This window comes from Nocardia miyunensis NBRC 108239 (genome assembly GCF_001613065.1).
Classification (GTDB): Bacteria; Actinomycetota; Actinomycetes; order Mycobacteriales; family Mycobacteriaceae; genus Nocardia; species Nocardia miyunensis.
Genome location: NZ_BDBQ01000036.1, coordinates 1 through 26,200, shown reverse-complemented (window position 1 = coordinate 26,200; position 26,200 = coordinate 1). Strand labels below are relative to the sequence as shown.

The 26,200-nt window shown below is 68.2% G+C and carries 25 protein-coding genes; 11 read left to right on the top strand and 14 right to left on the bottom strand.

The window, feature by feature from the left end:
* Positions 1 to 229 precede the first annotated feature (229 nt).
* The gene (locus tag NM2_RS14680) at positions 230 to 463 is read right to left on the bottom strand and encodes a hypothetical protein (protein WP_067668800.1); all 234 of its coding nucleotides are present in this window, start codon (positions 461 to 463) and stop codon (positions 230 to 232) included.
* A 195-nt stretch (positions 464 to 658) separates the two neighbouring features.
* Here NM2_RS14680 and ilvA point away from each other — a divergent pair, with 195 nt between their 5' ends.
* On the top strand, positions 659 to 2,014 hold the full coding sequence (ilvA, locus tag NM2_RS14675) for a threonine ammonia-lyase IlvA (protein WP_067668798.1): 1,356 nt from the start codon (positions 659 to 661) through the stop codon (positions 2,012 to 2,014).
* 14 nt (positions 2,015 to 2,028) lie between these two features.
* On the opposite strand, the gene NM2_RS14670 is transcribed toward ilvA, so the two are convergent.
* The gene (locus tag NM2_RS14670) at positions 2,029 to 3,279 is read right to left on the bottom strand and encodes a serine hydrolase domain-containing protein (RefSeq protein WP_067668796.1); all 1,251 of its coding nucleotides are present in this window, start codon (positions 3,277 to 3,279) and stop codon (positions 2,029 to 2,031) included.
* 44 nt (positions 3,280 to 3,323) lie between these two features.
* Here NM2_RS14670 and NM2_RS14665 point away from each other — a divergent pair, with 44 nt between their 5' ends.
* Positions 3,324 to 4,715, top strand: a complete 1,392-nt coding sequence (locus NM2_RS14665; protein ID WP_067668794.1) for an alpha/beta hydrolase family protein — start codon at positions 3,324 to 3,326, stop codon at positions 4,713 to 4,715.
* 300 nt (positions 4,716 to 5,015) lie between these two features.
* Here the strand turns inward: NM2_RS14665 and treZ are convergent, their stop codons facing one another.
* The 4 genes from treZ to NM2_RS14645 all read right to left on the bottom strand — a co-directional run bounded on the left by treZ (position 5,016) and on the right by NM2_RS14645 (position 10,019).
* Positions 5,016 to 6,740: a malto-oligosyltrehalose trehalohydrolase gene (treZ, locus tag NM2_RS14660; protein WP_067668792.1), complete on the bottom strand. Its 1,725-nt coding sequence runs from the start codon at positions 6,738 to 6,740 to the stop codon at positions 5,016 to 5,018.
* A gap of 246 nt (positions 6,741 to 6,986) precedes the next feature.
* Positions 6,987 to 7,472 carry a GNAT family N-acetyltransferase gene (locus NM2_RS14655; RefSeq protein WP_245718031.1) on the bottom strand — a complete coding sequence of 162 codons (486 nt, stop codon included), beginning with the start codon at positions 7,470 to 7,472 and terminating at the stop codon, positions 6,987 to 6,989.
* Between the two features lies 1 nt (position 7,473).
* Positions 7,474 to 8,169 (bottom strand): response regulator transcription factor, encoded by a 696-nt coding sequence (locus NM2_RS14650; RefSeq protein ID WP_067668790.1) that lies wholly within the window; start codon positions 8,167 to 8,169, stop codon positions 7,474 to 7,476.
* Positions 8,166 to 10,019: a sensor histidine kinase gene (locus tag NM2_RS14645; RefSeq protein ID WP_067668787.1), complete on the bottom strand. Its 1,854-nt coding sequence runs from the start codon at positions 10,017 to 10,019 to the stop codon at positions 8,166 to 8,168. The genes NM2_RS14650 and NM2_RS14645 overlap by 4 nt, the downstream gene beginning before the upstream one ends.
* Positions 10,020 to 10,685: 666 nt before the next feature.
* On the opposite strand from NM2_RS14645, the gene NM2_RS14640 reads away from it, so the two are divergent.
* Genes NM2_RS14640 through NM2_RS14630 form a run of 3 tightly spaced genes read left to right on the top strand, consistent with a single transcriptional unit; the run spans position 10,686 to position 13,419 of the window.
* Positions 10,686 to 11,492, top strand: a complete 807-nt coding sequence (locus tag NM2_RS14640; RefSeq protein WP_067668786.1) for an ABC transporter ATP-binding protein — start codon at positions 10,686 to 10,688, stop codon at positions 11,490 to 11,492.
* Positions 11,482 to 12,366, top strand: coding sequence for an ABC transporter permease (locus tag NM2_RS14635; RefSeq protein ID WP_157121092.1), 885 nt, complete (start codon positions 11,482 to 11,484; stop codon positions 12,364 to 12,366). Before NM2_RS14640 ends, NM2_RS14635 begins: the two co-directional genes overlap by 11 nt.
* Positions 12,367 to 12,369: 3 nt before the next feature.
* Positions 12,370 to 13,419: an ABC transporter substrate-binding protein gene (locus NM2_RS14630; protein ID WP_067668784.1), complete on the top strand. Its 1,050-nt coding sequence runs from the start codon at positions 12,370 to 12,372 to the stop codon at positions 13,417 to 13,419.
* A gap of 46 nt (positions 13,420 to 13,465) precedes the next feature.
* On the opposite strand, the gene NM2_RS14625 is transcribed toward NM2_RS14630, so the two are convergent.
* A complete protein-coding gene (locus tag NM2_RS14625) occupies positions 13,466 to 13,864 on the bottom strand; it encodes a VOC family protein (protein WP_067668782.1) in 399 nt (132 codons plus the stop codon).
* Positions 13,865 to 13,984: 120 nt separating this feature from the next.
* Positions 13,985 to 14,899 carry an EamA family transporter RarD gene (gene rarD / locus NM2_RS14620; RefSeq protein ID WP_084530986.1) on the bottom strand — a complete coding sequence of 305 codons (915 nt, stop codon included), beginning with the start codon at positions 14,897 to 14,899 and terminating at the stop codon, positions 13,985 to 13,987.
* A gap of 238 nt (positions 14,900 to 15,137) precedes the next feature.
* Here rarD and NM2_RS14615 point away from each other — a divergent pair, with 238 nt between their 5' ends.
* Positions 15,138 to 15,554, top strand: coding sequence for a group I truncated hemoglobin (locus tag NM2_RS14615; protein ID WP_067668778.1), 417 nt, complete (start codon positions 15,138 to 15,140; stop codon positions 15,552 to 15,554).
* Between the two features lie 163 nt (positions 15,555 to 15,717).
* On the opposite strand, the gene NM2_RS14610 is transcribed toward NM2_RS14615, so the two are convergent.
* Entirely contained in the window at positions 15,718 to 16,293 is a 576-nt protein-coding gene (locus NM2_RS14610; protein ID WP_067668776.1) for a TetR/AcrR family transcriptional regulator, read from the bottom strand.
* 95 nt (positions 16,294 to 16,388) lie between these two features.
* Here NM2_RS14610 and NM2_RS14605 point away from each other — a divergent pair, with 95 nt between their 5' ends.
* On the top strand, positions 16,389 to 17,435 hold the full coding sequence (locus tag NM2_RS14605; RefSeq protein ID WP_067668774.1) for a beta-ketoacyl-ACP synthase III: 1,047 nt from the start codon (positions 16,389 to 16,391) through the stop codon (positions 17,433 to 17,435).
* Between the two features lie 11 nt (positions 17,436 to 17,446).
* Here the strand turns inward: NM2_RS14605 and NM2_RS14600 are convergent, their stop codons facing one another.
* Both NM2_RS14600 and NM2_RS14595 read right to left on the bottom strand, forming a co-directional pair.
* Positions 17,447 to 18,265 (bottom strand): PhzF family phenazine biosynthesis protein, encoded by an 819-nt coding sequence (locus NM2_RS14600; RefSeq protein WP_067669035.1) that lies wholly within the window; start codon positions 18,263 to 18,265, stop codon positions 17,447 to 17,449.
* A 129-nt stretch (positions 18,266 to 18,394) separates the two neighbouring features.
* Entirely contained in the window at positions 18,395 to 20,821 is a 2,427-nt protein-coding gene (locus NM2_RS14595; RefSeq protein ID WP_067668772.1) for an HAD-IC family P-type ATPase, read from the bottom strand.
* A 153-nt stretch (positions 20,822 to 20,974) separates the two neighbouring features.
* Between NM2_RS14595 and NM2_RS14590 the strand changes: the two genes are divergently transcribed.
* Positions 20,975 to 21,556 carry a Uma2 family endonuclease gene (locus tag NM2_RS14590; protein WP_067668770.1) on the top strand — a complete coding sequence of 194 codons (582 nt, stop codon included), beginning with the start codon at positions 20,975 to 20,977 and terminating at the stop codon, positions 21,554 to 21,556.
* A gap of 150 nt (positions 21,557 to 21,706) precedes the next feature.
* On the opposite strand, the gene NM2_RS14585 is transcribed toward NM2_RS14590, so the two are convergent.
* The 3 genes from NM2_RS14585 to lspA are packed head-to-tail and all read right to left on the bottom strand — an operon-like array spanning position 21,707 to position 23,971.
* Entirely contained in the window at positions 21,707 to 22,411 is a 705-nt protein-coding gene (locus NM2_RS14585; RefSeq protein WP_245718030.1) for a hypothetical protein, read from the bottom strand.
* A complete protein-coding gene (locus NM2_RS14580) occupies positions 22,359 to 23,285 on the bottom strand; it encodes an RluA family pseudouridine synthase (protein ID WP_067668766.1) in 927 nt (308 codons plus the stop codon). Before NM2_RS14580 ends, NM2_RS14585 begins: the two co-directional genes overlap by 53 nt.
* The gene (gene lspA, locus NM2_RS14575) at positions 23,282 to 23,971 is read right to left on the bottom strand and encodes a signal peptidase II (protein ID WP_245718029.1); all 690 of its coding nucleotides are present in this window, start codon (positions 23,969 to 23,971) and stop codon (positions 23,282 to 23,284) included. The genes NM2_RS14580 and lspA overlap by 4 nt, the downstream gene beginning before the upstream one ends.
* A 165-nt stretch (positions 23,972 to 24,136) precedes the next feature.
* Between lspA and NM2_RS14570 the strand changes: the two genes are divergently transcribed.
* The 3 genes from NM2_RS14570 (at position 24,137) to NM2_RS49025 (ending at position 26,139) form a co-directional block, all read left to right on the top strand.
* Positions 24,137 to 25,024, top strand: coding sequence for a hypothetical protein (locus NM2_RS14570; protein WP_067668764.1), 888 nt, complete (start codon positions 24,137 to 24,139; stop codon positions 25,022 to 25,024).
* The gene (locus tag NM2_RS14565; protein WP_157121091.1) at positions 25,021 to 25,779 is read left to right on the top strand and encodes a sensor domain-containing protein; all 759 of its coding nucleotides are present in this window, start codon (positions 25,021 to 25,023) and stop codon (positions 25,777 to 25,779) included. The genes NM2_RS14570 and NM2_RS14565 overlap by 4 nt, the downstream gene beginning before the upstream one ends.
* 183 nt (positions 25,780 to 25,962) lie before the next feature.
* A complete protein-coding gene (locus tag NM2_RS49025) occupies positions 25,963 to 26,139 on the top strand; it encodes a hypothetical protein (RefSeq protein WP_157121090.1) in 177 nt (58 codons plus the stop codon).
* Positions 26,140 to 26,200 lie beyond the last annotated feature (61 nt).

Below are 26,200 nucleotides of genomic sequence, written 5' to 3'. Positions count from 1 at the left end.
ACGATCACAACTCGAGCATCGGGAGCCCCGGCCGCCGAAACCGATGACGAATCGGAATATGCTGCACCCCAAGCCATTCCGGGCACACGCTCGACAGCCCCGAGCTTGCCGAGACGACGGAACCGGATATCCACGACATACCCACACCCCGCCCCGGGCGCACATCGCACCATATCGACGTGCCGTTCAGCCGATCGGAGGATGCGCGATCCCCGGCGAACGATGCGAATCAGGACACCGGGCGAGCCAGGCGACCGACAATGGCGACGGTCCAGCGCACAGCGGCCACCGCCGCGGCGACGAGCACGGCGAGCTGTGCGGATCCGGTGACCAGAACCAGGACGAGGGCGACGAACAACCCCAAGGCCAGCGCCTCGAGCTTGTACACCGGCCACTGCGCACCGGCGATGTCGACCTTCTGCGCACCGCAGGTGACGATTCGCCGGGTGTTCACCACTACCATGTTGTCAGGGTACTCGGATTTCTAATTTCGGTCCACCGAACTTCTATCCGGAAATACTGCCCAACCTGCGCATCTCACTCGATACACGCCATCGATTCCGCCCAGGTCATCGCCGTTTCCGAGCACCGGCGGATTTGCCCGGGAAAGTCGACGGGCGCACGACACACCGCTTCGGGGCCCGGATAGCATGTTCGGGTGTCCCAACCGCTTGATACCGCAGAGAAGTTGTCCGGTCCGCTGCCCGAACTGAGCGCGGACGAGATCGATGCTGCCGCCAAGCGAATTTCCGACATCATCGAGCCCACGCCACTACAGCGGATCGACCGGCTCTCCGCGCTCTCCGGTGCGGAGGTCTACGTCAAGCGCGAGGACCTCACGGCCGTGCGCTCCTACAAACTCCGCGGCGCCTACAACCTGATCGTGCAGCTCACCGAGGCCGAGCGGACGGCCGGGGTGGTGACCGCCAGCGCCGGAAACCACGCCCAGGGCGTCGCGTTCGCGTGCCGGGCGATGGGCATCACCGGCCGCATCTACGTCCCGACGACGACGCCGAAACAGAAACGCGACCGAATCCGCGCACACGGCGGCGAATTCGTGAAATTGATCGCGGTCGGCGACACCTTCGACGCGGCGGCCGCCGAGGCCGCCGCCGACGTCGCCCGCACCGGCGCGACGATGGTGCCGCCCTTCGACGATGCGCGCACCGCCGCCGGACAGGGCACCATCGCCGCCGAAATCCTCGAACAGCTCGGCCGCACACCGGATCTGGTGATCATCCCGGTCGGCGGTGGCGGCTGCCTGGCCGGAATCGGCACGTATCTGCGCGAACGTTCGCCCGGCACAGCCATTCTCGCGGTTGAACCGGCCGGTGCGGCATCGATGACCGCGGCGCTGGTCGCCGGCGGACCGGTGACGCTGCCCGAGATCGACCCGTTCGTCGACGGCGCGTCCGTGCGGCGAATCGGCGATCTGCCCTACGCCGCGGTGACGAAATTCGGCGGCCGAGTCATCTCGCACGCCTCGCTGCCCCTGCTCACCGCGACCGAATCCCCCAGGGGCGCAGGCTCTTTCCGGATGATGCTGGTCGACGAGGGCGCGATCTGCACGGCCATGCTCGAGCTGTACCAGAACGAGGGCATCATCGCCGAGCCCGCGGGCGCGCTGTCGGTGGCCGGACTCGCCGAGATCGACGTCACCCCCGGTTCCACCGTGGTGTGCCTGCTCTCCGGCGGCAACAACGACGTATCGCGGTATGGGGAGGTCATCGAGCGTTCCCTCGTCCACAAGGGCCTGAAACACTATTTCCTGGTGGACTTCCCCCAGGAGCCCGGCGCGCTGCGCCGCTTCTTGGACCAGGTTCTAGGCCCTGACGACGACATCACGCTGTTCGAATACGTCAAACGCAACAACCGCGAAACCGGCGCGGCCCTGGTCGGCGTGGAACTCGGCTCCCCCGACGGCCTGCTCCCGCTCCTGGACCGCATCCACGCCTCTCCCCTCCAATGCGAACGCCTGGACCCCGGCTCACCCGCCTATCGCTACCTCACCTAGCGACTGACAGGAGATCAGGCGGCCCCGCGGGATTCGCGGACCTCCCGCAGTCGCGGAACAGCGCGTGCGCCCCGGACGACCAGCGGGAGGATCCAGCTGGAGGCGACCTGGTCCCAGGCGAAGCGATTCCAGTCCAATCGGTTGTGGACGAATCCGACGGACAGGCCCTGCCGTGGTTCGGCCCAGCCGAACGATCCGCCGAGGCCGATGTGCCCGAAACCGGCGCGGGAGCCGGTCGTCGGCATGGAGTGGTAGCCCAGGTGCCACATCATCGGGAAGTAGAACAGCGTGCGGTCCAGGCGGTAGGTCTCCACGTGGTGCACGGCGCGGACGGTGCGCGCGGACAGATATCTGTGGCCATCGATCGTGCCGTCGCCGAGCGCGCCGTACAGGGCGGCGAGGGCGGACGCGGTGCATACACCGTTGCCCGCGCCCATCTCGGTGTCGAGGATCCGCGGGTCATCGCCCTCCAGGATGGTCTCCACACCCGGTAGGAACAGTGATCGGGTCGCCGCGCCGAGGCTGCCCGGGATGCCGTGGGCGCGGCCGAAGAACAGCGCGCCGAGCGGTGCGCGCACCGCCGCCAAGCGCGAACCTTGCAGTGCCGCGACGGTTGTCGTCGACCCCTGCGGAGGCCGGCCCAAATGGATGCCGTCCACGTGGAGCGGCTCGGCGACCTCGGTGCGGAACAGTTCGGCCATGCCGCGGCCGGTGACCGCGCGAGCCAGCCCGGCAACCAGCCAGCCGAAGGTGAGCGCGTGATAAGCCGGGACGCCCAGCAGCCGGTCGGGCGAGGCCGCCGCCAGGCGCTGTTCCATCAGTTGGTGGTCCAGCACGTCGTCGGCCCCGACGGCGATCGACGGCAGCGAGGATAGTCCGGCGCGGTGGGTCAGCAAGCGCCGCACCGTGATTCGCTCTTTTCCGGCGGCGCCGAAATCCGGCCAGTACTCGGCGACGGGCGCGTCGTAGTCCAGCAGGCCCCGATCGGCGAGCCGGTGGACCACCGTGGCGGCGACGCCCTTGGTGGCCGAGAAGACGACGGCTCCGGTATCGCGCGACCACTGGGTACCGGGTGATGCCTGCCCGGTCCAGATGTCCACGAGCGGTTCGCCGTACCGCATGACCGTGAGAGCCCCTCCCGCACCGGGGCGGCCGCCAACGAAAGTCGCGAAGGCCCGCACCAGCGGTGCGAATCCGGCGGCCGCGGATCCGCTCACACCTTCGGGCAGGGCCGCGAGGCCGGAAGAGAAAGCGTCATTGCTCACATATCCACCGTACGGGCGTCCGGTACGCCCAGCTACGCTCAGTTATGCGATCGTTGCACGTCCTGGTGCTGATTCTGCTGCTCATCGCGGCCGCGGGCTGCGCACCGCAGTCTCGTCGGCCCGATGCGGAACAGGCCGCGGATCCCCTGGCGGGCGACTGGACCGGGACGCTCGAGTCCCCCGGCCAATCGCTGCCACTGGGCATCACCCTCGACGGCGACACCGCGACGCTCTCGATTCCGGTCCAAGGCCTGTTCGCGCATCCGCTCGCACAGGTGCGGACCTCGCCGGAGAAGGTCGCCTTCACCATCCCCGGAGTGCCCGGCGCGTCCGCCTTCGACGGCCGCTACGACGCCGCACGCGGGGTGATCACCGGGACGTTCACCCAGTTCGGGCACGCGCTGCCGGTGACGCTGCACCGCGGCGCGGTCCCGGTGCCGCCGCGCCCGCAGGAACCGGCCCGGCCCTGGCCGTACCGCTCCGAGGACGTGGCCTACCGCAGCGGCGACATCACCATCACCGGGACGCTCACGCTGCCGTCGGCGCCCGGTCCGCATCCGGCGGTGATCCTGCTCAACGGCAGCGGGAAGAACGACCGGAACGAGGAGGTCTTCGGTCACAAACCGTTCCTGATACTCGCCGATGCGCTGACCCGAGCCGGATATGCGGTACTGCGCACCGACAAGCGCGGCGTCGGCGGCACGGGCGGCATCGACGCCGACGCCGATTACGGCGATCTGGCCGGGGATGTCGTGGCCGGCGTGGATTTCCTGCGCTCGCACCCGGATATCGATCCGGCGCGCGTCGGGTTGCTCGGTCACAGCGAGGGCGGTTATCTCGCACCGCTGGTCGCTTCCCGGCCGGAGAACCGGATCGCATTCGTCATCATGATGGCCGGTCCCGCGGCATCCGGACAGGAGGTGCTGCTGGCGCAGAACCGCGCACTGCTCGCGGCCGCCCACGCACCCGCGGACCAGGTCGCCGCCCAGATCGGCTTCGTCGACACGTTCACCACGCTGCTGCGCAACGGCGATCCGGATCAGGCCCGCCAATACGCCATCGAACACAATGCCGCCCTCCCGCCCGAGCGACGCCAGCCCGAGTCCACGGTCGAGCGCAGCGTCAACGCGAACTTCGCCTCGTTCGTGAGCTACGACCCGGCCGCGGCGCTGCGATCGCTGCGCATGCCCGTGCTGGCGGTCTACGGATCGAAGGATCTACAGGTCCCGGCCGAGCAGAGCGCGCCGCTGGCCCGCACTCTCCTGGCCGCGGACCGCGATGCCGACGTGCGCGTCTTCGACGGCCTCAACCACCTCATGCAACCCGCGACGACGGGCCTTCCCGACGAATACGGGCACATCCCGACCACGATCGCCCCGGAAGTCCTCGATTACGTCACCGGATGGCTCACTCGGCACGTCCCACCGGCACCGTAGCGTGCGCCATGGGCGAACGTCGCACGCCGCTGTGACCGAATCCTGTTGCCGCCCTTGCTTTCCTGCTATGTTTCGGACCGGAGCTCATTGTCGTTCAGCGGCGACAATGCGGACGGTCGCATACACCATGCCCAGCGGCCCGCTCGATCGGATTCCGGACCGCAGCAGATTTCCGAACGGCGGCGGCCGGTCGTGTCGGACAGTAGACGGTTGCGCGCCGAAGCCGGGTCGGGATCCGTTCCGAAACCATTGCCGAATGTAACGCGTTCAACAGCAACCATTATCGCCTCAGCGCCAGACCTACCGTCCAGACAAGATGGCGAACGAGTACGCGGGAAGTGTTGTGTGCGAGCCAGTTTGGCGTATGGGGTCCCAGACGAGCAGCGGGTCACCCGCGATCGGCAGGTCGACAGGATGTTCGGCCAGATTGCAGGCCAGGTGGATTCCGTTGCGGTGCACGATGATCCATCGGTGGGCCTCGTCGTATTCGACCGTGAGATGATCGAGGCGCGGGTCGGCCAGGCCAGGGTGGGCGCGACGCAGGGTCAGCAGTGCGCGATAGCAGTTCAGCAGGCGGGTGTGGGTGGGCTTCTCCCGCTCGGACCAGTCCAGTTTCGAACGCTGGAAGGTGGCCGGGTCCTGCGGGTCGGGGATATCGGTGGCGACCCAGCCGTGGTCGGCGAATTCGGCTCTGCGGCCCTGCGCGACCGCCGCGGCGAGATCCGGTTCGGGGTGAGAGGTGAAGTACTGGAACGGAGTTCGCGCACCCCACTCCTCCCCCATGAACAGCATCGGCGTATACGGCGAGGTGAGGATCAGAGCGGCTTTCACCGCGAGCTGACCGTCGGTGAGATAGGCCGACGGGCGATCGCCGAGCGCCCGATTGCCGATCTGATCATGGGTGCAGGTGTACCCCAGCAGGGCACTGCCCGGCACGACGCGGGTGTCCAACGGGCGGCCGTGGGTTCTGCCTCGGAAGCTGGAATAGGTTGCGGCGTGGAAGAATCCGTTCCGCAGGGTATCCGCCAGACAGCGCATCGAGCCGAAATCGGCGTAGTATCCCTGTCTTTCACCCGATACCGCGGTGTGCACGGCATGGTGCAGATCATCGTTCCACTGGCCGTGCAGTCCGAAACCCCCCGCCGCACGCGGGGTGATCAGGCGCGGATCGTTCAGATCGCTCTCGGCGATGAGGGTCAGCGGTCGGCCCAGCCGGGCCGACAGCGCGGCGGTCTCGGTGGCCAGTTCCTCCAGCAGGCCGATCGCGCGATGGTCCACCAGGGCGTGCACCGCATCCAATCGCAGTGCGTCGATATGGAATTCGTCGAACCAGCGCAGCGCATTGCCGATGATGTAGCGGCGCACCTCGTCCGAATCGGGACCGTCCAGATTCAGGCGCTGGCCCCAGGTGTTCGATTCCGGGCCGAGATAGGGCCCGAACCTCGGCAGGTAATTGCCCGAGGGACCGAGATGGTTGTGGACGACGTCCAGCGCCACCGCCAAACCCTTTACGTGGCAGGCGTTCACGAAACGTTGCAGCCCGTCGGGACCGCCGTAGTGCTCGTGCACCGCGTACCACAGCACACCGTCGTATCCCCAGTTCCACACCCCGTTGAAGGCGTTGACCGGCATCAGCTCGACCGTGGTGACCCCCAGGTCCGCCAGATGGTCCAGCCGCTCGATCGCCGCGTCGAAGGTACCCCGCGGAGTGAATGTCCCGATGTGCAGTTCGTACAGCACCGAACCGGCCAATTGTCTTCCGGCCCAGCCGGAGTCCGTCCAGCGAGCCGGATCCGGCGTGTGCCGCGCCGAACGGCCGTGTACATCGTCCGGCTGCCGCGGCGAGCGCGGATCGGGCAGCACCGTGGGATCGTCGTCGAGCAGGAATCCGTACCGCGCAGCGGGACCGGCAGCGACCTCGGCGGACCACCATCCGCCGGTATCGGCACGCATGGGGTGCACCAGCCCGTCCACCTCGACCCGCACCCGCGTCGCCCGTGGCGCCCACACCTCGAACCGGCTCACGCCCTCACCTCGTCGGCGGTCGCCGGGACCGCCCCCACGCCGACGCGCCGGTATGCTCGCTCATTGCCCCAGCATGGCACGACGGTTTCCCGGTCGCCGATCACCACGCTTCGGATGATCCGCCCGGCACTCCGCACAGGTCGTCCCGGCAAGCCCGAGGCCCGAGTGACGAATCGAACGCGGGCACGGCATCGCCGCCGAGCCGCACATCGCTATCTCTCCGACCTCATTGCCGGACAGCGTGATTCAAGCTATTCGCCTGGTCATGAACACGCTCAGCGGGTCGGGCCGGTAGTCGCCGAAGGGCTCGCAGTACTCGAATCCGTGCGCCAGATACAGGCGGCGAGCCGGTTCGAAGAAGTCCTCCGCACCGGTTTCCAGGCTCAATCGGGTCATCCCGGCTCGCGCCGCTTCCGCTGTCATATGCCTCAGGAGTAGTGCGGCTACGCCGCGCCGGCGATGGGTGGCCGCCGTGCGCATGGATTTGATCTCGCCGTGCCGCGCGTCCAGGCGTTTGATCGCGCCGCAACCGGCGATCCGGCCGTCCTCGCGCGCGGACCAGACCGTGACCTGCGGGCGTCGCAGAGCGTCGAGATCGAGGGCGTGCACGCTCTCCTCCCGTGGGGTGACGGACCGCATCTCGGCGAGGTGTCCGCGTAACAGGTCGATGATGTCCTGGCTGGTCAGGTCGTCGATCCGGATCTCCACCCGGGTGAGGCTACCGATGTGCACGTCATTCACCCGCGACAGCACCGCTCACCGCGAGGTATTCCTGTTCCGGTCGGCCGGTGCTGCCGTACCGCAACTGCATGCGCAGTGCGCCGATACCCACCAGCGTGGCCAGATAGCGCTGGGCGGTCGCGCGGGAGACACCGGTTGCGGCCGAGACCTCCGCCGCGGACAAGGCCGTCGGCGAATCCCGCACCGCTCGCAGTACCAGATCCTTTGTGGGAGAGGCCGAAACAGCCGAGACTCCGGGCGAACCCGCGCCCGACGGGCTCGCCGGACGCAGTGCCTCGATCGCCGCATCGATGTCGCGGGGCGTGACCACGGGCACCGACAGCAGCTTGCGGTAGCGCGCGTACCCGGCCAGTCGCGCGGCCAGAGCCGCATGATCGAACGGCTTCACCAGGTAGGCCAGCGCACCGGCGGACAGCGCCGCGCGGACGGTGTCCGCCTCGGTGGCCGCGGTGAGCATCATCGCGTCACAAGAGATCTCGCGCACCAGCTCGACGCCGGAACCATCGGGCAGATACACATCGACCAGCGCCAGGTCGTACCGCGCCGCCGCGATCGCGGACCGTGCCTGCGCCAGGGTGTGCACCGTGGCTCCGACCGTGAAACCCGGTAGCGCCGAGACGATTCCGGCATGCAGATTGGCCACCCGGAAGTCGTCGTCGACGACCAGGACCCGCAGTTCGGTACTCATGCCGTGCCTGTCTCCTCCAATACCCCGGGCAACCGGGCGATGAATTCCGCACCGGGCAGCGCACATTCGCCACTGCCCGGACTCGCCAGCACCAGATCCCCGCCGAGCGCCCGCGCCACCTGTCGCGACAACGCCAGCCCCACCCCGCGCCCGCCGGGCACCCCGTTGTCCGGACGTGTCGAAACCCCTTCGGTGAAAATCGAATCCACCAGTTCGGCGGGAACGCCCGCCCCGCTGTCGGCGACGGTGATGTGCAGCGTCGAGCCCTCCTGCACGAGTTCGACCTCGACCTGTCTCGGCGGCGACGCAACGGGCGGCACATCCGTCGGAGGCTCCCGCACGCTCCTCGCGGTGCGCTCATCGGATTGCGCCAGCGGATGATCCGCGGCCGCGGAATCCGGCACGATGCCGTCCAGCGCCGACCGACCCGTATCCGCGGAACCCGAGACGTTCTCCGGCGTCGGCCGCACCTGCTCGGTCACGGCAGAACCACCCGCGCGGGCCGCCTCGATGGCGTTGTCGAGTAGATTGCCCAGGATCGTCGTGACATCAACGGGCACAGCGAGATTCGCGTCGACCCAGGTGTTCGGCCCGAGCCGCAGCAGCACATCGCTCTCGCGGGCGTGGGCCGCCTTGGCGGCCAGGAATGCCCGCAGGTACGGGTCGTGCAGGGCATCCATGCCCGGGAGCGCCGCACCGAGCGGTCCCGAACCGAGCAGCTCGTCGATGTACTGCGATGCCTCCTCGGGACGACCGCCGTGCAGCAGACCGCTGAGCAGGTGCAGCCGGTTGGCGAATTCGTGGCGCTGGGCTCGCAGCACGGTGCTCATGGACCGCACCGCATCGAGCTGACGGGTCAGCGATTCGACATCGGTGCGGTCGCGCACGCTCAACACCGCGCCCAGCTCACGGCCCTCGCGGCTCACCGTGCGCGCGGTGACGACGAGCAGCCGGTCCCCGACCGCCGCGGGCACCGGACGCGCCTGGGCGGCCCGGAACACCTCGACGATCCACGGCGTCAACCCGATCTCGTCCACACTCACTCCCGGCGCACCGTCGATGCCGAGCAGCCGCCGCGCCTCGTCGTTGACAACCGTTGTGCGCCAACCGGTATCGACCGCCACCACGCCTTCGCCGATACCGTGCAGCACCGCCGCCTGCTCGCGCACCAGCTCCGCGAGTTCCGGCGGTTGCAGACCCAGCGTCAGCTCATGCCAGCGCCGGGCCAGCAGCAGCGACCCGATCACGCCCGCGAACAGCGCGACCCCGGCGAGCAGACCGGCACGCTGGAGATCCCGCAGCAACTGATCGTGCACGGCCGCGGTCGAGATGCCGACACTCACCTCCCCCACGACCTTCGTACCATCCGGTTGCAGCACAGGCACTTTCGCCCGCACCGACTCACCGAGCGTGCCGCGCTCCTGGATCACCACCTCCGCGCCGCGCAATGCCGCCGAGGGATCGGTGCTCACCATCTCTCCCAACCGGTCGCGGGTGGGATGCGCCAACCGAATCCCCGTGTCGTCGGTGACCACCACATACAGCGCACCGGTCCGCGTCCGGGTCTCCTCCGCGATCCGCTCGAGCCGTCCCCCGGCCAGCTCCGCATCGGATTCGGCCCCGCGCGGCGCGGTAGCCGACGAGTAACTGTTCACCTCGTCCCGAACCACTGGATCCGCCGCCACGGTACGCGCGATCGCCAGCGCCCGCTGCCCGTACTCCCCGGACAGCCGCTGCTCACTGACATACGCGAACACACCGAACGCGATACCGAGCGTCAGCGCGACGACCACCACTTGCAGTAACACGATCTGCGTCCGCAACCGCACCCCGCGACCGAACACGAACATCGCCCATGTCATACCACACCCGAGCAAAACGAGCACAAGCTTCCCGGCCACCCGATGCTGATTCGCCCACCGATAACGCCCCGGCCCTGACCGGGAGGCACACGACCCACCGGATTGCATGAGGCAGAACATCTCGATGCACCCGCTCCACTCACCCGCGAACGCTGACTCGGCCGAGCCCGCCCGGTCTCGGACAACCGAAGCCGGAGAGCGAACGGATACCGAGACCAGATTCCCAGAACCCCAGCCCGTCGAGACCGATGAGGCAGAACACCCCAATCCGCCCGAGTTCCAACCACCGCAGAACGCCGACTACCGGCCAAGGCCGCCGCGCCTCAGACAACCGAAGCGGAAGAGCGAACCGAGACCAGGACCAGATTCCGAGAACCCAACCCGCCGAAGCGGTCGAGGCACAAGGGCTCAGCGCACCCGAGTTCCGCCCGCTCCGTAAAACGCGGGCACAACGGCCGGGGCCCGCCCCGGGCCTGGACTCACCGGAGCGCCGCGAGCGAAGTGGAGGCAGAAGACACTGAGCAGAATGCGCACAATGCGGGATTTGCAGGTTAGGCGGATTGTGCGCACAACAGGGTGAATGTGACCCGGGGCACTTTATGGTCGGGCGGCGACCGCACGTGAGGTGCGGCGAGAGTGTTTCAGGAGTAGGCCATGACCAACCCTGTCATCGAGTTCCGGGGCGCGACCAAGCGCTTTCCCGGGACCGGCGGTGGTATTCACACGGCGGTGCGGAATCTGCACTTCACCGTGGACCCGGGCGAATTCGTCGCCGTGGTCGGACCGACCGGCTGCGGTAAGTCGACCACGCTGTCGCTGGTGTCCGGGCTCGAACGCACCTCGGCGGGGCGCACCCTGGTGCGCGGCAAGGACGTCGACGGAATTCCCGAGGGCATCGGGTACATGTTCCAGCAGGACGCGGTGCTGCCGTGGCGCACGGTCCTGGACAACGTCGCGTTCGGGCCGCGGCTGCGAGGAGCATCGAAATCGCAAGCCCGCGAACGAGCTTCGCAGTGGGTCCGCACGGTCGGCCTGGCCGGATTCGAGAAGTACTACCCGCATCAGCTCTCCGGCGGCATGCGCAAACGCGTCGCACTGGCACAGACGCTGGTGAACGATCCCGAGATCATCCTCATGGACGAGCCGTTCAGCGCGCTGGACGTGCAGACCCGCCAGCTCATGCAGGACGAGTTGCTGCGAGTGTGGTCCGGAACCGGTGCGGCGGTGGTGTTCGTGACCCACGACCTGGAGGAGGCCATCGCCCTGGCCGATCGGGTGGTGGTGATGACCGCGAGCCCGGCGACGGTCTGCGGCGACTACCGGGTCGGCCTCGAACGTCCACGCGACGTCGAGGAGGTCCGCCTGACCGACGAATTCCGCACACTGTATTCCGAGATCTGGGGCACGCTGCGCGATCAGGTCGAGGCCGCCCGCGCGAAGGGAGCCGACCGTGTCGCTTGATATCACCGAAACAGGTTCGCCGACGGGAGAATTCGAGGCCGAGTCCGAGGAGCAGATCCTCGCCGCGGCCCGCCGCCGAGCCCTGCGGTCCCGCCTGCGCACCTGGGGCCTGCGCGCAGCGATCATCGTGCTGTGGCTGGGGTCCTGGCAGCTGACCGCCTCCCTGTGGATCGACCCGTTCTTCTACTCCAAACCGTCACTCATCTGGGGCCGGTTGGTCGAATGGTTCAGCAGCGGAACGCAGTTCGGCTCGATCTGGCTGCAGATCCTGACCACCGTCCAGGAGGCCCTGGTCGGCTTCGTGATCGGCGCGGTCGCCGGTGTGGTGCTGGGTGTGCTGCTGGGCCGCAGCCGGTACTGGGCCGAGGTCGCCGCACCGTTCATCAAGGCGCTCAACGCCGTTCCGCGCATCGTGCTCGCCTCGCTGTTCATCATCTGGTTCGGGCTTGGGCTGGAGTCGAAGGTGGCCACGGTCGTCGTGCTGACCTTCTTCGCGGTGTTCCTCAACGCCTTCACCGGGGCGCGCGAGGTGGACGGGAACGTCATCGACAACGCCCGCATCCTCGGTGCGAGCCGCTGGCAGGTGCTCTCGCAGATCGTGCTGCCGAGCGCGACCACCTGGATTCTGTCCAGTCTGCACACCGCCTTCGGATTCGCGCTGATCGGCGCGGTGGTCGGCGAGTACGCGGGCGCGAGCAAGGGCCTGGGCCTGCTGATCTCCAACGCGCAGAACACCTTCGACGCCGCGGGCATCTACGCGGGCATGATCATCATCACCGTGGTGGCGCTGGTGGCCGAGTGGGCGATCGGAGTCGCCGAGGGCCGACTGCTGAAATGGCGTCCGTCGCAGGCTCAGTCGGCGCGCGAGGTGTGAGAGATGAGTTATCGCAAGCACATCGCCGTGGCGATGCTCGCCGTCTGCTCGCTGCTGCTGGTTACCGGCTGCCGTGATTCGCGGGTCATCCCGACCGAGCACGGGCGACCGCAGATCACCATCATGATCGGCGGCATCGACAAGGTGATCTACCTGCCCGCGATGCTGGCCCAGCGGCTGAACTACTTCGCGGACAACGACGTCGACGTGCGACTGCTGGATCAGCAGTCCGGCGCGACCGCGGAGACCACCCTGTTGACCGGGGACGTGCAGGCGGTGGTCGGCTTCTACGACCACACCATCGACCTGCAGTCCAAGGATCAGTGCCTGCGTACGGTGGCCCAGCTCTCCGACGTGCCGGGCGAGGTCGAACTCGTCGCGAAGGCGCAGAGCGGAAAGATCAACTCGCCGAAGGATTTCGCCGGGAAGAAGCTGGGCATCACCTCGCTGGGCTCGTCCACCGACTTCATCACCCAGGCCCTGGCCGGGCAGGCCGGGCTCGGGACCTCGCAGTACGACCGCGTGAAAGTCGGTGCGGGACAGACGTTCATCGCCGGAATGAATCACGGCGGCATCGATGCGGGCATGACCACCGATCCGACCGTCGCGCAGATGGTGCAGGCCGGAACCGCCCGGGTGATGCTGGACATGCGCACCCAGGCCGGTACCCGGGCGGCGCTGGGCGGGCTGTATCCGGCCTCGTCGCTGTACCTGCGCTGCGACACCGTGCAGTCGCATCCGGAGATCGTGCAGAAATTGGTGAACGCCTTCGTCCAGACGCTGCGCTGGATCAAGACGCACACCCCGGAGCAGATCGCCGCGAAGATGCCCCCGCAATACGCCGCGGGAGGTAAGGATCTGTACATCCGGTCGATCCGCGATTCGATCGGCATGTTCAACGGCGACGGTCTGATGAAATCCGAAGGCGCGCAGAACGTCCTGAAGATTCTCAGCAAGTACTCGGCCAATGTGAAACCGGTGCACGACCGCATCGATCTGGCGAAGACCTACACCAACGACTTCGCAAGCCGGGTGCCCGCGGGCACTCCGTGACCCGGTCGCGGGCCGCACCACGGATGAGGGGTGGTGCGGCCCGCGCTCACGATTCGGGCCAGCCGCCGTACGGGACGGTCAGCAGTTCGAGGGCGTGCCCGTTGGGGTCGAAGAAGTACACACCCCGGCCGCCGTCGTTGTGGTTGATCTCGCCCTCGCGCTGTGCGTGCGGATCGGCCCAGTAGCGCAGGCCCCGCTCCTGGATCCGCGCGAAACCCTTGTCGAAGTCCTCTTCGGACACCAGGAAGGCGTAGTGCGCGGTGGGGATGTCCTGCACCGTGCCCGGCGCGACGGCGAAGTCGAAGGTCACCCCGTTGTCGACGGTGACGGGCAGAAACGGGCCGTACGGCGGCCCCACCTCGAGTCCCAGCATGTCGGCCCAGAACTGGGCGCTCGCGGCGGCATCGTGACAGGCGACGATGGTGTGGTTGAAGTGGATGGACACGTGGTCACTCCCTCGATCGTGACGACCCCGGCCCCGGACCGGTGCGAGTCGGCCTACGGGAGCATCGTCACCATTCGAACGTAGTCCCGAGCACCGAGCCCCCGCAATGAGCGGACCTACCTACCCCACCACGACCTTGGCGCGGCGTCTGCGCAGCGCGTCACCGGTGAACACCACCAGCGCCAGCCAGATCAACCCGAATCCGGCCCACCGCGTGGCGGGCATCGGCTCGTGCCCGACCAGCACGCCCCAGGCCATTTGCAGTGCGGGAGTGAGATATTGGAGGATGCCCATCGTGGACAGCGGCGTCCGGGAGGCGGCGAGCGCGAACAGCAGCAGCGGTATCAGGGTGACCGGTCCCGCCGCGATGAGCAGGGCCGAATGCCCGACGCCGTGGCCGAAGGCCGCGTGGCCGGTGACGCCGAGCACGACCACGCCCGCCAGCGCGAACGGCGCGGACACCAGCCCCTCCGCGGCGACGCTGCGCAGCGGGTCCAGCCGGATCACCTTCTTGACCAGGCCGTAGGTGGCGAACGAGCAGGCCAGCACCAGCGCGATCACCGGCGGGCGACCATAGTCGACCGTCAGCACCAGCACCGCCAGCACGCCCAGCCCGAGTGCGATCCACTGCGGCCAGACCAGCCGCTCCCGGAACAGCAATACCCCGAACAGCACGGTCACCAGTGGATTGATGAAGTAGCCGAGTGCGCACTCGACCACGTGCCCCGAGGTCACGCCGTAGACGTACACACCCCAGTTGATCGCGATGGCCGCCGCGGCCACCGCCGCGAGCTGCCAGGTGCGGCGGTCGATGTCCAGCAGTTCGCGGATCCGCCCGGCCACCAGCAGGACGATCAGCACCAGCACCAGCGTCCACAGGATCCGCTCGACCAGGATCTCCACCGGATTGGTGAACTCCAGCAGTCCGAAGAACGCCGGGAACGACCCCCACAGGATGTAGGCGGCGGCCCCGAACACCGCCCCGCCGCTCCGCCACCGCGCCCGCCGCCTGCCGGATTCGGACCTTGCCACCATCTCGGACCCTTGCACGCGCACGCCAGAACGGTACTTCCGTCCGGTAACAGTGTCGAGCGGATTTCGGCCGTCGCATCGGACGGCGACCAGGCGATATGCTCGGCGTGAGGGCACGTGAAAAACCTCACATCGCGTGTGCGGCCCGCGTGAGATTGCCGCAATTCACTTGCCATGCACGGTAATCGGCATGCGACAGCGGACTAACCGCTCGGCAACAGCGCGCTGATGTCCTTGGAACATGCGAATTCCCTCACTCTTCAAATCGAAGACAGCCGCACCGGAACCGGAACCGACCATCTACGAGAAGATCGGCGGGCAGGAGGCGCTCGAGACGGTTGTCGAGGACTTCTACGTCCGAGTCCTCGCCGACGACGACCTGAAGGGCTTCTTCACCGGCACGAACATGTCCCGGCTCAAGGGCCGTCAGGTCGAATTCTTCGCCGCCGCCCTCGGCGGACCCGACCCCTACACGGGTGCGCCGATGAAGCAGGTGCACCAGGGCCGCGGCATCATGATGAAGCACTTCAACCTGGTCGCGGGCCATCTGACCGACTCCCTGAAGGCCGCGGGCGTCCCGGACGACATCGTCGCCCAGATCATCGGCGCCGTCGCCCCCCTGTCCGGCGACATCGCCTCCGACGCGGCCATCGCCTGACCCGTCGGACCACCTGGTCGGCACAGCCCCCTGACCATTCACGAATCGGAGCGAAGCGGAGGCCGCAGGCACAACACGAGTGCCCGACACGGGACATTCACAATCCCAGGGCCGCGAACCAGTGCAGCGCACCGCGCTCACGGTTCGCGGCCCTTCTCGCTATTCAGCTGAGGTGGTATCTGAGCAGGATGGACAGTTGGGTGCGGACCTCGTCGAACGGGTGGCTGGATTTGAGCGCGCGGCTCTGCACGATCGCGCCCTCGACCGTGGACAGGACCATGCCGGCGACCGAGCAGGCGGTGGCCTGTTCCATTCCCGCGGCGACCATCCCGTCCGCGAGCCGGGCGGTCCACTCGGCGAACGCCTGGCCGGCGGTGGACTGCACGGCGGGATTCATCTCGTCGAGTGCGGCGGCCATCATGAACGATCCGGCGCGATAGTCGCTGGCCTCGAGCGGCCCGCGCCAGAACGCGAGCAGATCGTCGAGCCAGCGCTCGGCCGAGGACGCGGACTCCAACGCGTCGGCCATTTTCGCGACGTGCGAATACACCACGCGCGCAACGATTCTGGCGGCGGCCTCGACCAGTTCCCCCTTGCCCTCCGGAAAATGCTGGTACAGGGAGTTGCGTGAGGCGTTGCTGCGCTTGAGCAGCTCGCTCAGGCCCGCCGCGTGCACGCCATGCTCCTGCACCGTCGAGATGGTGCTGGCGATCAACCGAGCGCGCGGTCCCGCTGCCATGGGATCTCCCTCCTACCCTTGCCTGAACCGATCGGTTCATGTTAGACCTTTTCCTGTATGGACCGATTGGTTCACACCGACAGTGAGGATCCCGCATGCCCGCGCTCATCGCCACCGCCGCACCGAACGCTCATGCCGCAGCCCTGGGCATCGGCGTGTACCGACCGCGCCGGACCGTTCCCAACGCCGAAATCGTCGAGCAGATCGACTCCTCCGACGAATGGATCCGAACCCGATCGGGGATCGCCGCGCGCCACTGGGCAGAGCCCGACGAGACCATCGTCGCCATGAGCGCCACCGCCGCCCGCCGGGCGCTGGCCGCCGCGAATCTGACCGCCGACCAGGTCGACGCGGTCGTCCTCGCGACCTCCTCCCAGATGGTGCTCGGCCCCTCGGCGGGCGCGGTGGTCGCCACCGAACTCGGCATACACAACGCCGCCGCCTTCGACATCTCCGCCGGTTGCGCGGGATTCTGTTACGCCCTGGCCAACGCGGCGAATCTGGTGCGCGCGGGCCAGGCCAGGCATGTCCTGGTGATCGGCGTCGAGCGCCTGTCGGACCTGCTCGACCCCACCGACCGCACCTGCGCGTTCATCTTCGCCGACGGTGCGGGCGCGGTCGTGGTCGGTCCGGCCGACACCGAGGGTATCGGCCCGGTGGCGTGGGGCTCGGACGGCAGCCAGACCGCGGCGATCAAGCAGGACAAGGACTTTCAGGAGTACTTCGCCGAGGTCGCGGCCGCGGAGGCCAGCGGCGGCACCTCGCAGCGGCCCTATATCCGGATGAACGGCACCGCGGTGTTCCGGTGGGCGGTCACCTTCCTGGACAAGGCGTGCCGCGACGCGCTGAACAATGCCGGAGTCACCGTCGAGGATCTGGACGCCTTCGTCCCGCACCAGGCCAACAGCCGCATCACCGACGCACTGGTCAGGGCGCTCGGCATACCCGAGACCGTCGCGGTCGCCCGGGATATCGAAGACTCCGGGAACACCAGCGCCGCGTCCATCCCGATGGCGATGGAACAGCTGTTGCGATCGGGCGAGGCGAAACCCGGCGGCACCGCGCTGCTGCTGGGCTTCGGCGCGGGCCTGGCGTACGCCGGACAGGTCGTGCGGCTCCCCGCGATCGCCCCGCAGGACTGAGCCCCCACAGCTCACCCCGGCAGCTGCACGACGCCGTCCAGATACCTGCGGCATCGTCCGGCCAGCAGGACGCGATCGCCGTCGAGCACGCAGCGCAGGGCGCCACCGCGGCGCGACAGCTGCCGCGCGGTCAACGTCGTGCGTCCGAGTTCGGCGGCCCACAGCGGGGTGAGCTGGGCGTGCGCGGAGCCGGTGACCGGATCCTCGGGTATGCCGACGGCGGGGGCGAACACCCGCGAGACGAAGTCGGCCGAATCACCGCGGGCGGTGAGGATCACCGCGCGTGCCAGTTTCGGGAACGCACCCAGATCCGGCCGCGCCTCGCGCACCTCGCGTTCGGTGGCCACGACGAGCACCTCGTCCTGACCGCTGAGCGCGCGCACGGGGCGCACGTCCAGCGCGGCCACCAGCGCGGGATTCGGTATCACGTCCAGGGATTCGACCGCGGGCAGGTCCAGGATCAGTTCGTCGTCGTCGGTGCGATCCACCGCGAGCCAGCCGCTGCGGGTGAAGAACTGCACCCGGTCCGCGCCCGGATGGATGTCCTCGAGCAGATGCGCCGCGGTGGCCAGCGTCGCGTGACCGCACATGGCCACCTCCGCGCTGGGGGTGAACCAGCGCAGGTGGTAGGCGGGTCCGTCGCCCGGCGGATCGGCGGCCTCGGGCGGCAGAGCCGAAGTGTAGAAGGCGGTTTCGGCGAGATTGTTCTCCTCGGCGAGCTGTTGCAGCAGCTCGTCGGGCAGCCAGGCGAGCAACGGCATCACCGCCGCGGGATTCCCCGTGAACGGTGCGTCGGCGAACGCGTCGATCTGATGCAGCAGCACCTCCATACAGCCGAAGGTACCCGCGTCGAATCGCCGCGCGCACAATTCGATCCACGGCGCGCCGCGACGCACGATCGATTCCGGCCGGGCCCCTGACGATCGGAACGCGAACCGGAGGCCCAAAGCCGCACCGGCTCAACCCTTCCCGTCGGCGTGGTCGGTCAGCAGCCGCCCGGCCACCCCGGTCGGAGCGGAGCTGAACCACCAGGCGAATTCGACCAGCACGATGCCGATCAACCCGCACACCACCGCCGCACCGGTCAATGCGGTATCGGACGGATCGAGCTTGAAGAAGTGCCGGGTGAACGGCACCGTGAACAGAATCAGATAGCCCGCAACGGATCCGGCGATCAGCACGATCTTCCACAACGCCCACGGCCGGGCCACGACCGCCAGCACCCACACCGCGATGATCAGCAGGGTGATCAGCGCGGTCGTGCTCGCGTGCACCTTCTCGGTCTCGGTCTGCTCGGCCCCCTGATACGCGATCAGGTAGGCGATGAACGTCATCACGCCGATCACCACCCCGGACGGCACCGCCAGGCGCAGCACCCGTGGCACGAAACCCGTTCGCGCCCTTTCGTTGTTGGGCGCCAACGACAGGATGAACGCGGGAATGCCGATGGTGAACCACGCCGCGATGGTGACATGCCGCGGCAGGAACGGGTACGGCATCGGGTCGTAATGGAATATCTGCGAGCCGATTCCGGCCACGCCGACCAGGAAGGCGAGCAGCACCGAATACACCGTCTTGGTGAGGAACAGATTCGAGACCCGCTCGATATTGCCGATCACCCGGCGTCCCTCGGCCACCACGTAGGGCAGCGTGGCGAATTTGTTGTCCAGCAACACGATCTGCGCCACGGCGCGGGTGGCGGGACTGCCCGCTCCCATCGCGACGCCGATGTCGGCGTCCTTGAGTGCGAGGACGTCGTTGACGCCGTCGCCCGTCATCGCGACGGTGTGACCGCGCGACTGCAGGGCCGAGACCATGGCCCGCTTCTGATCCGGCCGCACCCGGCCGAAGGTGGTCCGCCGCTCGACCACGTCGGCCACATCGTCGCGGCGAGTGGGCAATTCGCGCGCGTCGACCGGATCCTGCCCGCCGGGCAGACCCAGCGAGGCGGCCACCGCGCCCACCGAGACGGCGTTGTCGCCGGAGATTACCTTGATCGAAACATTTTGACCGGCAAAGTATTCCAGCGTCTCACGAGCGTCCGGGCGGACCTTCTGCTCGAGTACCACGAGCGCTCGCGGGGTGACCGTGCCCGGCGCGTCGGGCGCGTCGACCGGGCGATCGCTCTCGGCCAGCAGCAGCACCCGCAGGCCCGTCGCCCCCATCTCCTGCGCGGTGGTCGCGGCCTCGGAGTCGGAGTCCAGCAGGACGTCCGGCGCGCCGAGCAGCCAGTTGCCGTGCTCGCCATAGGAACTGCCGCTCCACTTCTTGGCCGAGGAGAACGGCGCTACCGCGCTCTGCCGCCAGCCGGGAGCATCCGGACAGCCCTCGGCGATGGCCGCCACGCTGGCATTGGGCCGCGAGTCGTCCGCGGCCATGGCCGCGAGTGCCGCGCGCAGACTTTGGGCCGGGCTATCGCTCAACGCGCGAAGCTCGGCCAGCCGCATGCCGTTCTCGGTGAGGGTTCCGGTCTTGTCGGCGCACACCACGTCCACTCGGGCCAGCCCCTCGATCGCGGGCAACTCCTGCACCAGGCATTTGCGCTGCCCGAGCCGCACCACCCCGACCGCGAACGCGATCGATGTCATCAGCACCAGGCCCTCGGGCACCATCGGCACCAGCGCGGCGACCATGCCGTTGAGCGCCGCGCGCCAGGACTCGCCGTGACTGGCGAACAGCTGGTTGTAGATCGTCACCAGCCCCGCCGGAATCAACAGGTACGTGATGACTTTCAGGATGGTATTGATGCCGTTGCGCAGTTCGGAGTTCACCAGCGTGAACTTGCTGGCCTCGGCCGCCAGCTGCGCGGCGTAGGCATCACGGCCGACCTTGGTCGCCCGGTACGCACCCGATCCGGACACCACGAAACTGCCCGACAGCACCTGATCGCCCACTCCCTTGCCGATCGCGTCGGCCTCGCCGGTCAGCAGCGACTCGTCGATCTCGAGATGCTCGCCCTCCTGCACCGCACCGTCCACGACGATCTGATCGCCCGGCCCCAATTCGATCAGATCGTCCAACACCACCTCCCCCGGCGCGATCGCCCGCGCCACCCCGTCGCGCCGCACGACCGGCTGTGCCTGCCCCACGATCGCCAGTTCGTCCAGCGTCCGCTTGGCCCGCAGCTCCTGCACGATGCCCACCACACTGTTGGCCACGATCAACAGCCCGAACATCCCGTCGATGAGCGAGCCGGTAACCAGCACCAGCACGAACAGCACACACAGAATCGCATTGATCCGCGTGAACACATTCGCCCGCACAATATCGGCAACCGACCGACCGGTCCGATCAGGCACATCGTTCGTCTGCCCGACCCGAACCCGCTGATCCACCTCAGCCCTGCTCAACCCGCCAGCCCGAACCGCCCGCTCGACACTCGCCATACCCCCACCCTAAAGCGCCCACCGGGCCTACCTCCGGAAGCTGAACAGTTGCCAGATGCCGCACCGACAGAAATGCGATGATGTAGACACACGCGCACGACAGGTCGGCTGCGATCTGTCGTGCGCCGCGCGGCGACTCGGAGGAAGCGGACGATGACTGTCGAGACGGCACCGCCCCCGCATGAGCGCCCGATCAGTGTGGAAGAATTCGACGCCCTGCCTGTCGACACCGATGATCGGTACGAGATCGAGAACGGTTTCCTCCTCGTGAAGGCACGTCCCGCACCGCCGCACAGCCGTGCGATCTTCCGGTTGATGGTCCAACTCAACGCCCAAGTGCCCGAGGGATTGGAGCCGTTCTCCGAACTCGAAGCCGAGTTCACCGGACGCTCGCCACGCCGGGTACCCGACGTCGTCGTCGCTCCCGTCGAGGTCGAGGAGCAGGCTCGTATCCGCGCCGACCAGATAGCGCTGGCCGTCGAGATCGCCACCTCGGGCGAGTCGGCCGTTCGCGATTTCGCGATCAAAGCCCGCGAATACGCCGCCAACGGTATTGCGCACTACTGGGTGATCGACATCATCGATGGCGACTCCGCGGGACTGACGATCTTCACCCTCGACGCTGAGGGCAACTACCGGATCGGCCCGCGCGCTACCGGCTCGGTCACGGTGACCGAGCCGTTCCCGTTGACCATCGACATCGACGCGCTCACCGGACGTCGCAAAACCTCGTAGCGCTACAACAACTTTCACCCTTGGCGCCTGCTCACGTCAGAACGTCACCACGTCGGAGGCGCCCGGCTACCGCAGCCCTGCACGTCAACTCCGTTCGAGGCTCGCCGACGGCAGCCGGTCGAACTCTTCCACGGCCGACCGCCGACGGAATCAGCGAGCGGGGACCGGGCCGTCGTCCGGGCCGGGGGCCGCGGTATCGATCTGTTCGGGAAGTAGGGGCAGGACCGCGAACGCTCCGGCGGAGGCGTCGGGGGGTAGGGCTTGGACGGAGCGGATGTTGGGGCGAGAGGTCAACTCGCGGAGTTGGTCGAGGGTGCCTCGGATGATCAGGTTCGCCGCGCAGGCGCAGCCCGCGTGCAGGCGCGCTGCCATGACCGCGGTTGTTCGGGCGGTCCGGTCGTCGAAGGACTGGGAGGCCGTCAGCACGCCGGCAGCCGCTCGGGCCGAATCGATGACGGCCGTGTCATCGGCCGGGGTGGGGACGGTGATGGGAGGGGTGTAGACGCGGTCGATCGGGACGTGGTAGATGACCTGTGCGACTCGCAGGCCCGCAACCGATTTCGGAATACCGCCCGGGACGACACCGGTGGTGAAGGCCACCAGGGCCCAATGTTCGCCGGTATCGCTCCCCTGTAGCGAATCCTTCGCTCGTGCAAGGTAATCCGCGACGTCCTCGCCCGAATCCGGTCCCAGACGGTCGGTTCCGATAACGGAGGTGCGGGGCGGATTCGCCCAGCCCAGGATCAGGACGAGGACGACCAGAGCGACTGCGGCGCAGGTGAATCCGGCGACGCGCAGCCGCTCACGCATGACGCAGGACGTCCAGCGCATGCTCCAGGTCGGCCGGATACTCACTGGTGATCTCCACCCAGCGTCCGTCGGCGGGATGGGCGAAACCGAGCGAACGGGCATGCAGCCATTGCCGTTCCAGGCCCAGCCGCTGCGCCAGACGCGGATCCGCGCCGTAGGTCAGATCACCGCAGCAGGGATGCCGGATCGCGGAGAAGTGCACCCGGATCTGGTGTGTGCGACCGGTTTCCAGATGGATGTCCAGCAGGCTGGCCGCCTGGAACGCCTCGACGGTGTCGTAGTGGGTGACGCTCGGCCGCCCGTCGGCGGTGACCGCGAACTTCCAGTCGTTACCGCGCGCACGGCCGATCGGCGCGTCGATGGTGCCGCTGGAAGGATCCGGATGCCCCTGCACCAGCGCGTGATAGCGCTTGTCGACGGTGCGCTGTTTGAACGCCCGCTTCAGCACGGTGTACGCGTGCTCGGACTGGGCGACCACCATCACCCCGGACGTGCCGACGTCCAGCCGATGCACGATGCCCTGCCGCTCGTGCGCGCCGGAGGTGGAGATCCGGTACCCCATCGCGGCCAGCCCGCCGACCACCGTCGGCCCGGACCAGCCGACCCCGGTGTGCGCGGCGACCCCGACCGGCTTGTCGACCGCGACGAGATCGTCGTCGGCGTAGAGGATCTTCATCCCCTCCACCGGCGTGGCCTCGACCTGCAACTCTCGTTTGGGCTCGGGGAACTCCACCTCGAGCCAGGCCCCGCCGGCCAGCCGATCGGATTTACCAGCGGGCGAGCCGTCGATCTGCACCGCGCCCTCCTCGGCGAGCGCGGCCACGGCCGTACGGGACAGACCGAGCAGCCGGGACAGTCCGGCGTCGACGCGCAACCCGTCCAGGCCGTCGGGCACCGGCATGGCACGTGTTTCCCTCAAGCCCGATCACCGTCCTGCGCGCGGCGCGAGCGGGTGCCGTCCGGTTCGAAGCCGAACACGGTCAGCGCGACCAGCAAAATCGCCCCGCACACGATCGAGGAGTCGGCCACGTTGAACACCGGCCACCAGCGCGTCACCGAGATGAAGTCGACGACATGTCCCTGCAACGGTCCGGGTGCTCGGAACAACCGATCGATCAGATTGCCGACCGCGCCACCGAGCACCAGCCCCAGCCCGATCGCCCAGCTCACCGACCGCAGCGAGCGCCCGATCCGCACCACCCCGACCACGACGGCCGCGGCGATCAGCGTCAGCAACCAGGTCATACCGGTGGCCATCGAGAACGCGGCTCCCGGATTGCGCACCAGGGTCAGCCGGACCACATCGCCGATGATCGAAATCGGCTCGCCCGGCGTCATTTTCGCGACGACCAGGGCTTTTGTCCCCAGATCCAGCAGGAAGGCCACGGCCGCGATCGCCAGCAGCACCGGAAGCGTGCGCTTCGACAGCACGGCGGGATCCCCGTCCGCGGCGGAGTCGGGCTCCCCTGCGGGCTCGGTCACATCGGTCGATTCCGCACCCTCCGCGGTCACCGGCGTGTCGCCTTCGACGGCGGTGTCCCGGGGTGGCTCCTCGTGCTCGTCGGTGTGCTGCTCGCGCGGCCGGTCGATACTCACGGCCCCCATCATTCCCTATGGCGATTGTGCCCCTGTCGCTCGGCAGGGCAGCCCGGACCGCGACGGCGGCGTCAAAGCAGATTTTCAGGTACCGGTCGTAACCTGTCAGGCGTGACGGTGTTGTCTTCTCACTCTCGCACGGCCGTGCGGTCCGCGCGTCCGGGTGTGTTACTCATGGTGCTCGCGGTCGCGTTGTCGGCCATGGGCGTCGGCTGCAGCGACGTCACCGAGACCCGCAGCGAGGCCGAGATCGAGCCGCCAAGCCTCGACAAGGAGGTCACCATGCCGATCGCGGCGGTGGAGACCACGGTGGTCGAGCCGGGTGCGCAGCCGTATTCGCTGCTGCGGCGCTCGTTCGCCGTCGGCAACGCCCAGCAGGTCACCCTGCACACCGTCCACCACATCGAACAGCAGATGAACGATCAGGCTCCGCACGATTTCTCACAGCCGACGGTCACCATCCCGCTCACCGCGCAGACCGGCCGCGACGGAGTCGACCTGACGCTCGGCAGCGCGACGTCGTCCGATCCGCGCCTGGCCGAACAACTGCAGTCCGCGGACGGATCGCACGCGGGCTTCGAGATGAGCGATGTGGGCGCGATCACCTCCCTGCGGATGACGCCCAAGCCGGACACTCCCGATGCCGCCGCCGCTGCCCTGGAGCAGGCTTTCTACCAGGCCGTCTACCAGTCGATCGCATTCCCCGTCGATCCGGTCGGCGTGGGCGCGGTGTGGACCGTGCACCAGCAGGTGACCAGTGGCGTCCCGCTGGATCAGGTGACGACCGCCACGCTGACCAAGCGCGAGGGCGATCTGCTCACCATCCAACTGGACGTCACCCAGACCCCCAAGGCCAAGGTGTGGTCGCTGCCGAGTAATGCGGGCAGCCTGGACATCGTCGACTACGCGATGCACGGCACCGGCACCATCACCGTGGATCTCGGTCTGCCACTGCCGGTTTCGGGATCGGTCACGGTCGCGGGCCGCCAGTCCTACCGCGATCCGCACAGCGAGATCCTGCTGCATCAGAACATCAGCACCCAGGTGCAGTGGGGCCGGTGAGCGGAATCGACGCCGTGCCCGAGGCTCATCGGAAGTGGACCGGTCGCGCCCTGATCGCGGCCGTGGCGGTGTTCGCGGCCGGGTGCGGTTCGCATCACGGCGGCTCCTCGCTACCGGCGGTGAGCTCGGTGGCCGCGCCCTCGACGGTGACCGCGGCACCGCTCACCGATTCGGCGGCATTGCAGGCGAAGCTGTTGTCCGGCACCGATATTCCGCCCGATTACCAAGCGCTCGACGACGGCTCGGGCGGTAGCGGCCCGGGCGGTGACAGCCCGACTCCACCGAACCGATCGCACACCGACCCGGCCGCCTGCGCGAAGGTGCTCGACGCGGTGAGCGATCAGGTGCCCGGCGCGAGTGCCCATGGGGCAGTGCACTATTCGTCCGCCGACTTCGACAGCATCGACATAGATGCGGCCAGTTATCCAGGCAGTGGCGCGGCGAAGGCGTTCGCATCGGTGCAGGACCTGCTGCACCGATGCGGGTCCTATTCGGGCACCGACGCCGACGGCACCGCGGTCGGTTATCAGGTCGGCGGACTGGACGAGCCCCGCGCCGGGGACGCCTCGGTCTCCTTCCAGGTGCACACCACCAGCCAGGGCCTGACGCTGTATTCCGCGGCGACGGTCGCCCTGGTCGGCAGCACCGTCGTCCAGATCGCGCGCGCCGGTCAGAAACCCGTCGACCCGGCGGCGCTGCGCTCGATCACCGCCACCCAGATCCAGCGTCTGCAGGGCATCTCCGGCCCGAAATAAATCGGATGCGCGATGCGGCGGTTGGTTGTTACCGTCGTCGGCATGTGGATCATCCTGTTCTCCTGAGCGCTGTCCGCTCGCGCCCGCCGTTCCGGCCGGGGCGCCGCTTCTCTCGCAGTCCGACATTCATCCAGGTCGGCAATCCGCCGTGCGATGAGTCGACCATGATCCCCAGGAGGCGCCATGCCCGCGCAATCCCCGCTCCCCGAACCGAATCCCGACAACCCGAAAGCCCTGTCCCGTCGCGAACGTCGTGGCAAACGCACCGATCAACAGCAGGTCCCGGGCGTAAAACTCGGTGCACACGGGTCGCAGAACATCCCGCCCGCCCGTAAGCACAACAACTACCGCCGCGGCTGACCGAGCGCCGCACCCCGTGTCGAGCCTCGGCGGCTCGCACACGGGGTGCGGCCCGGGCGAA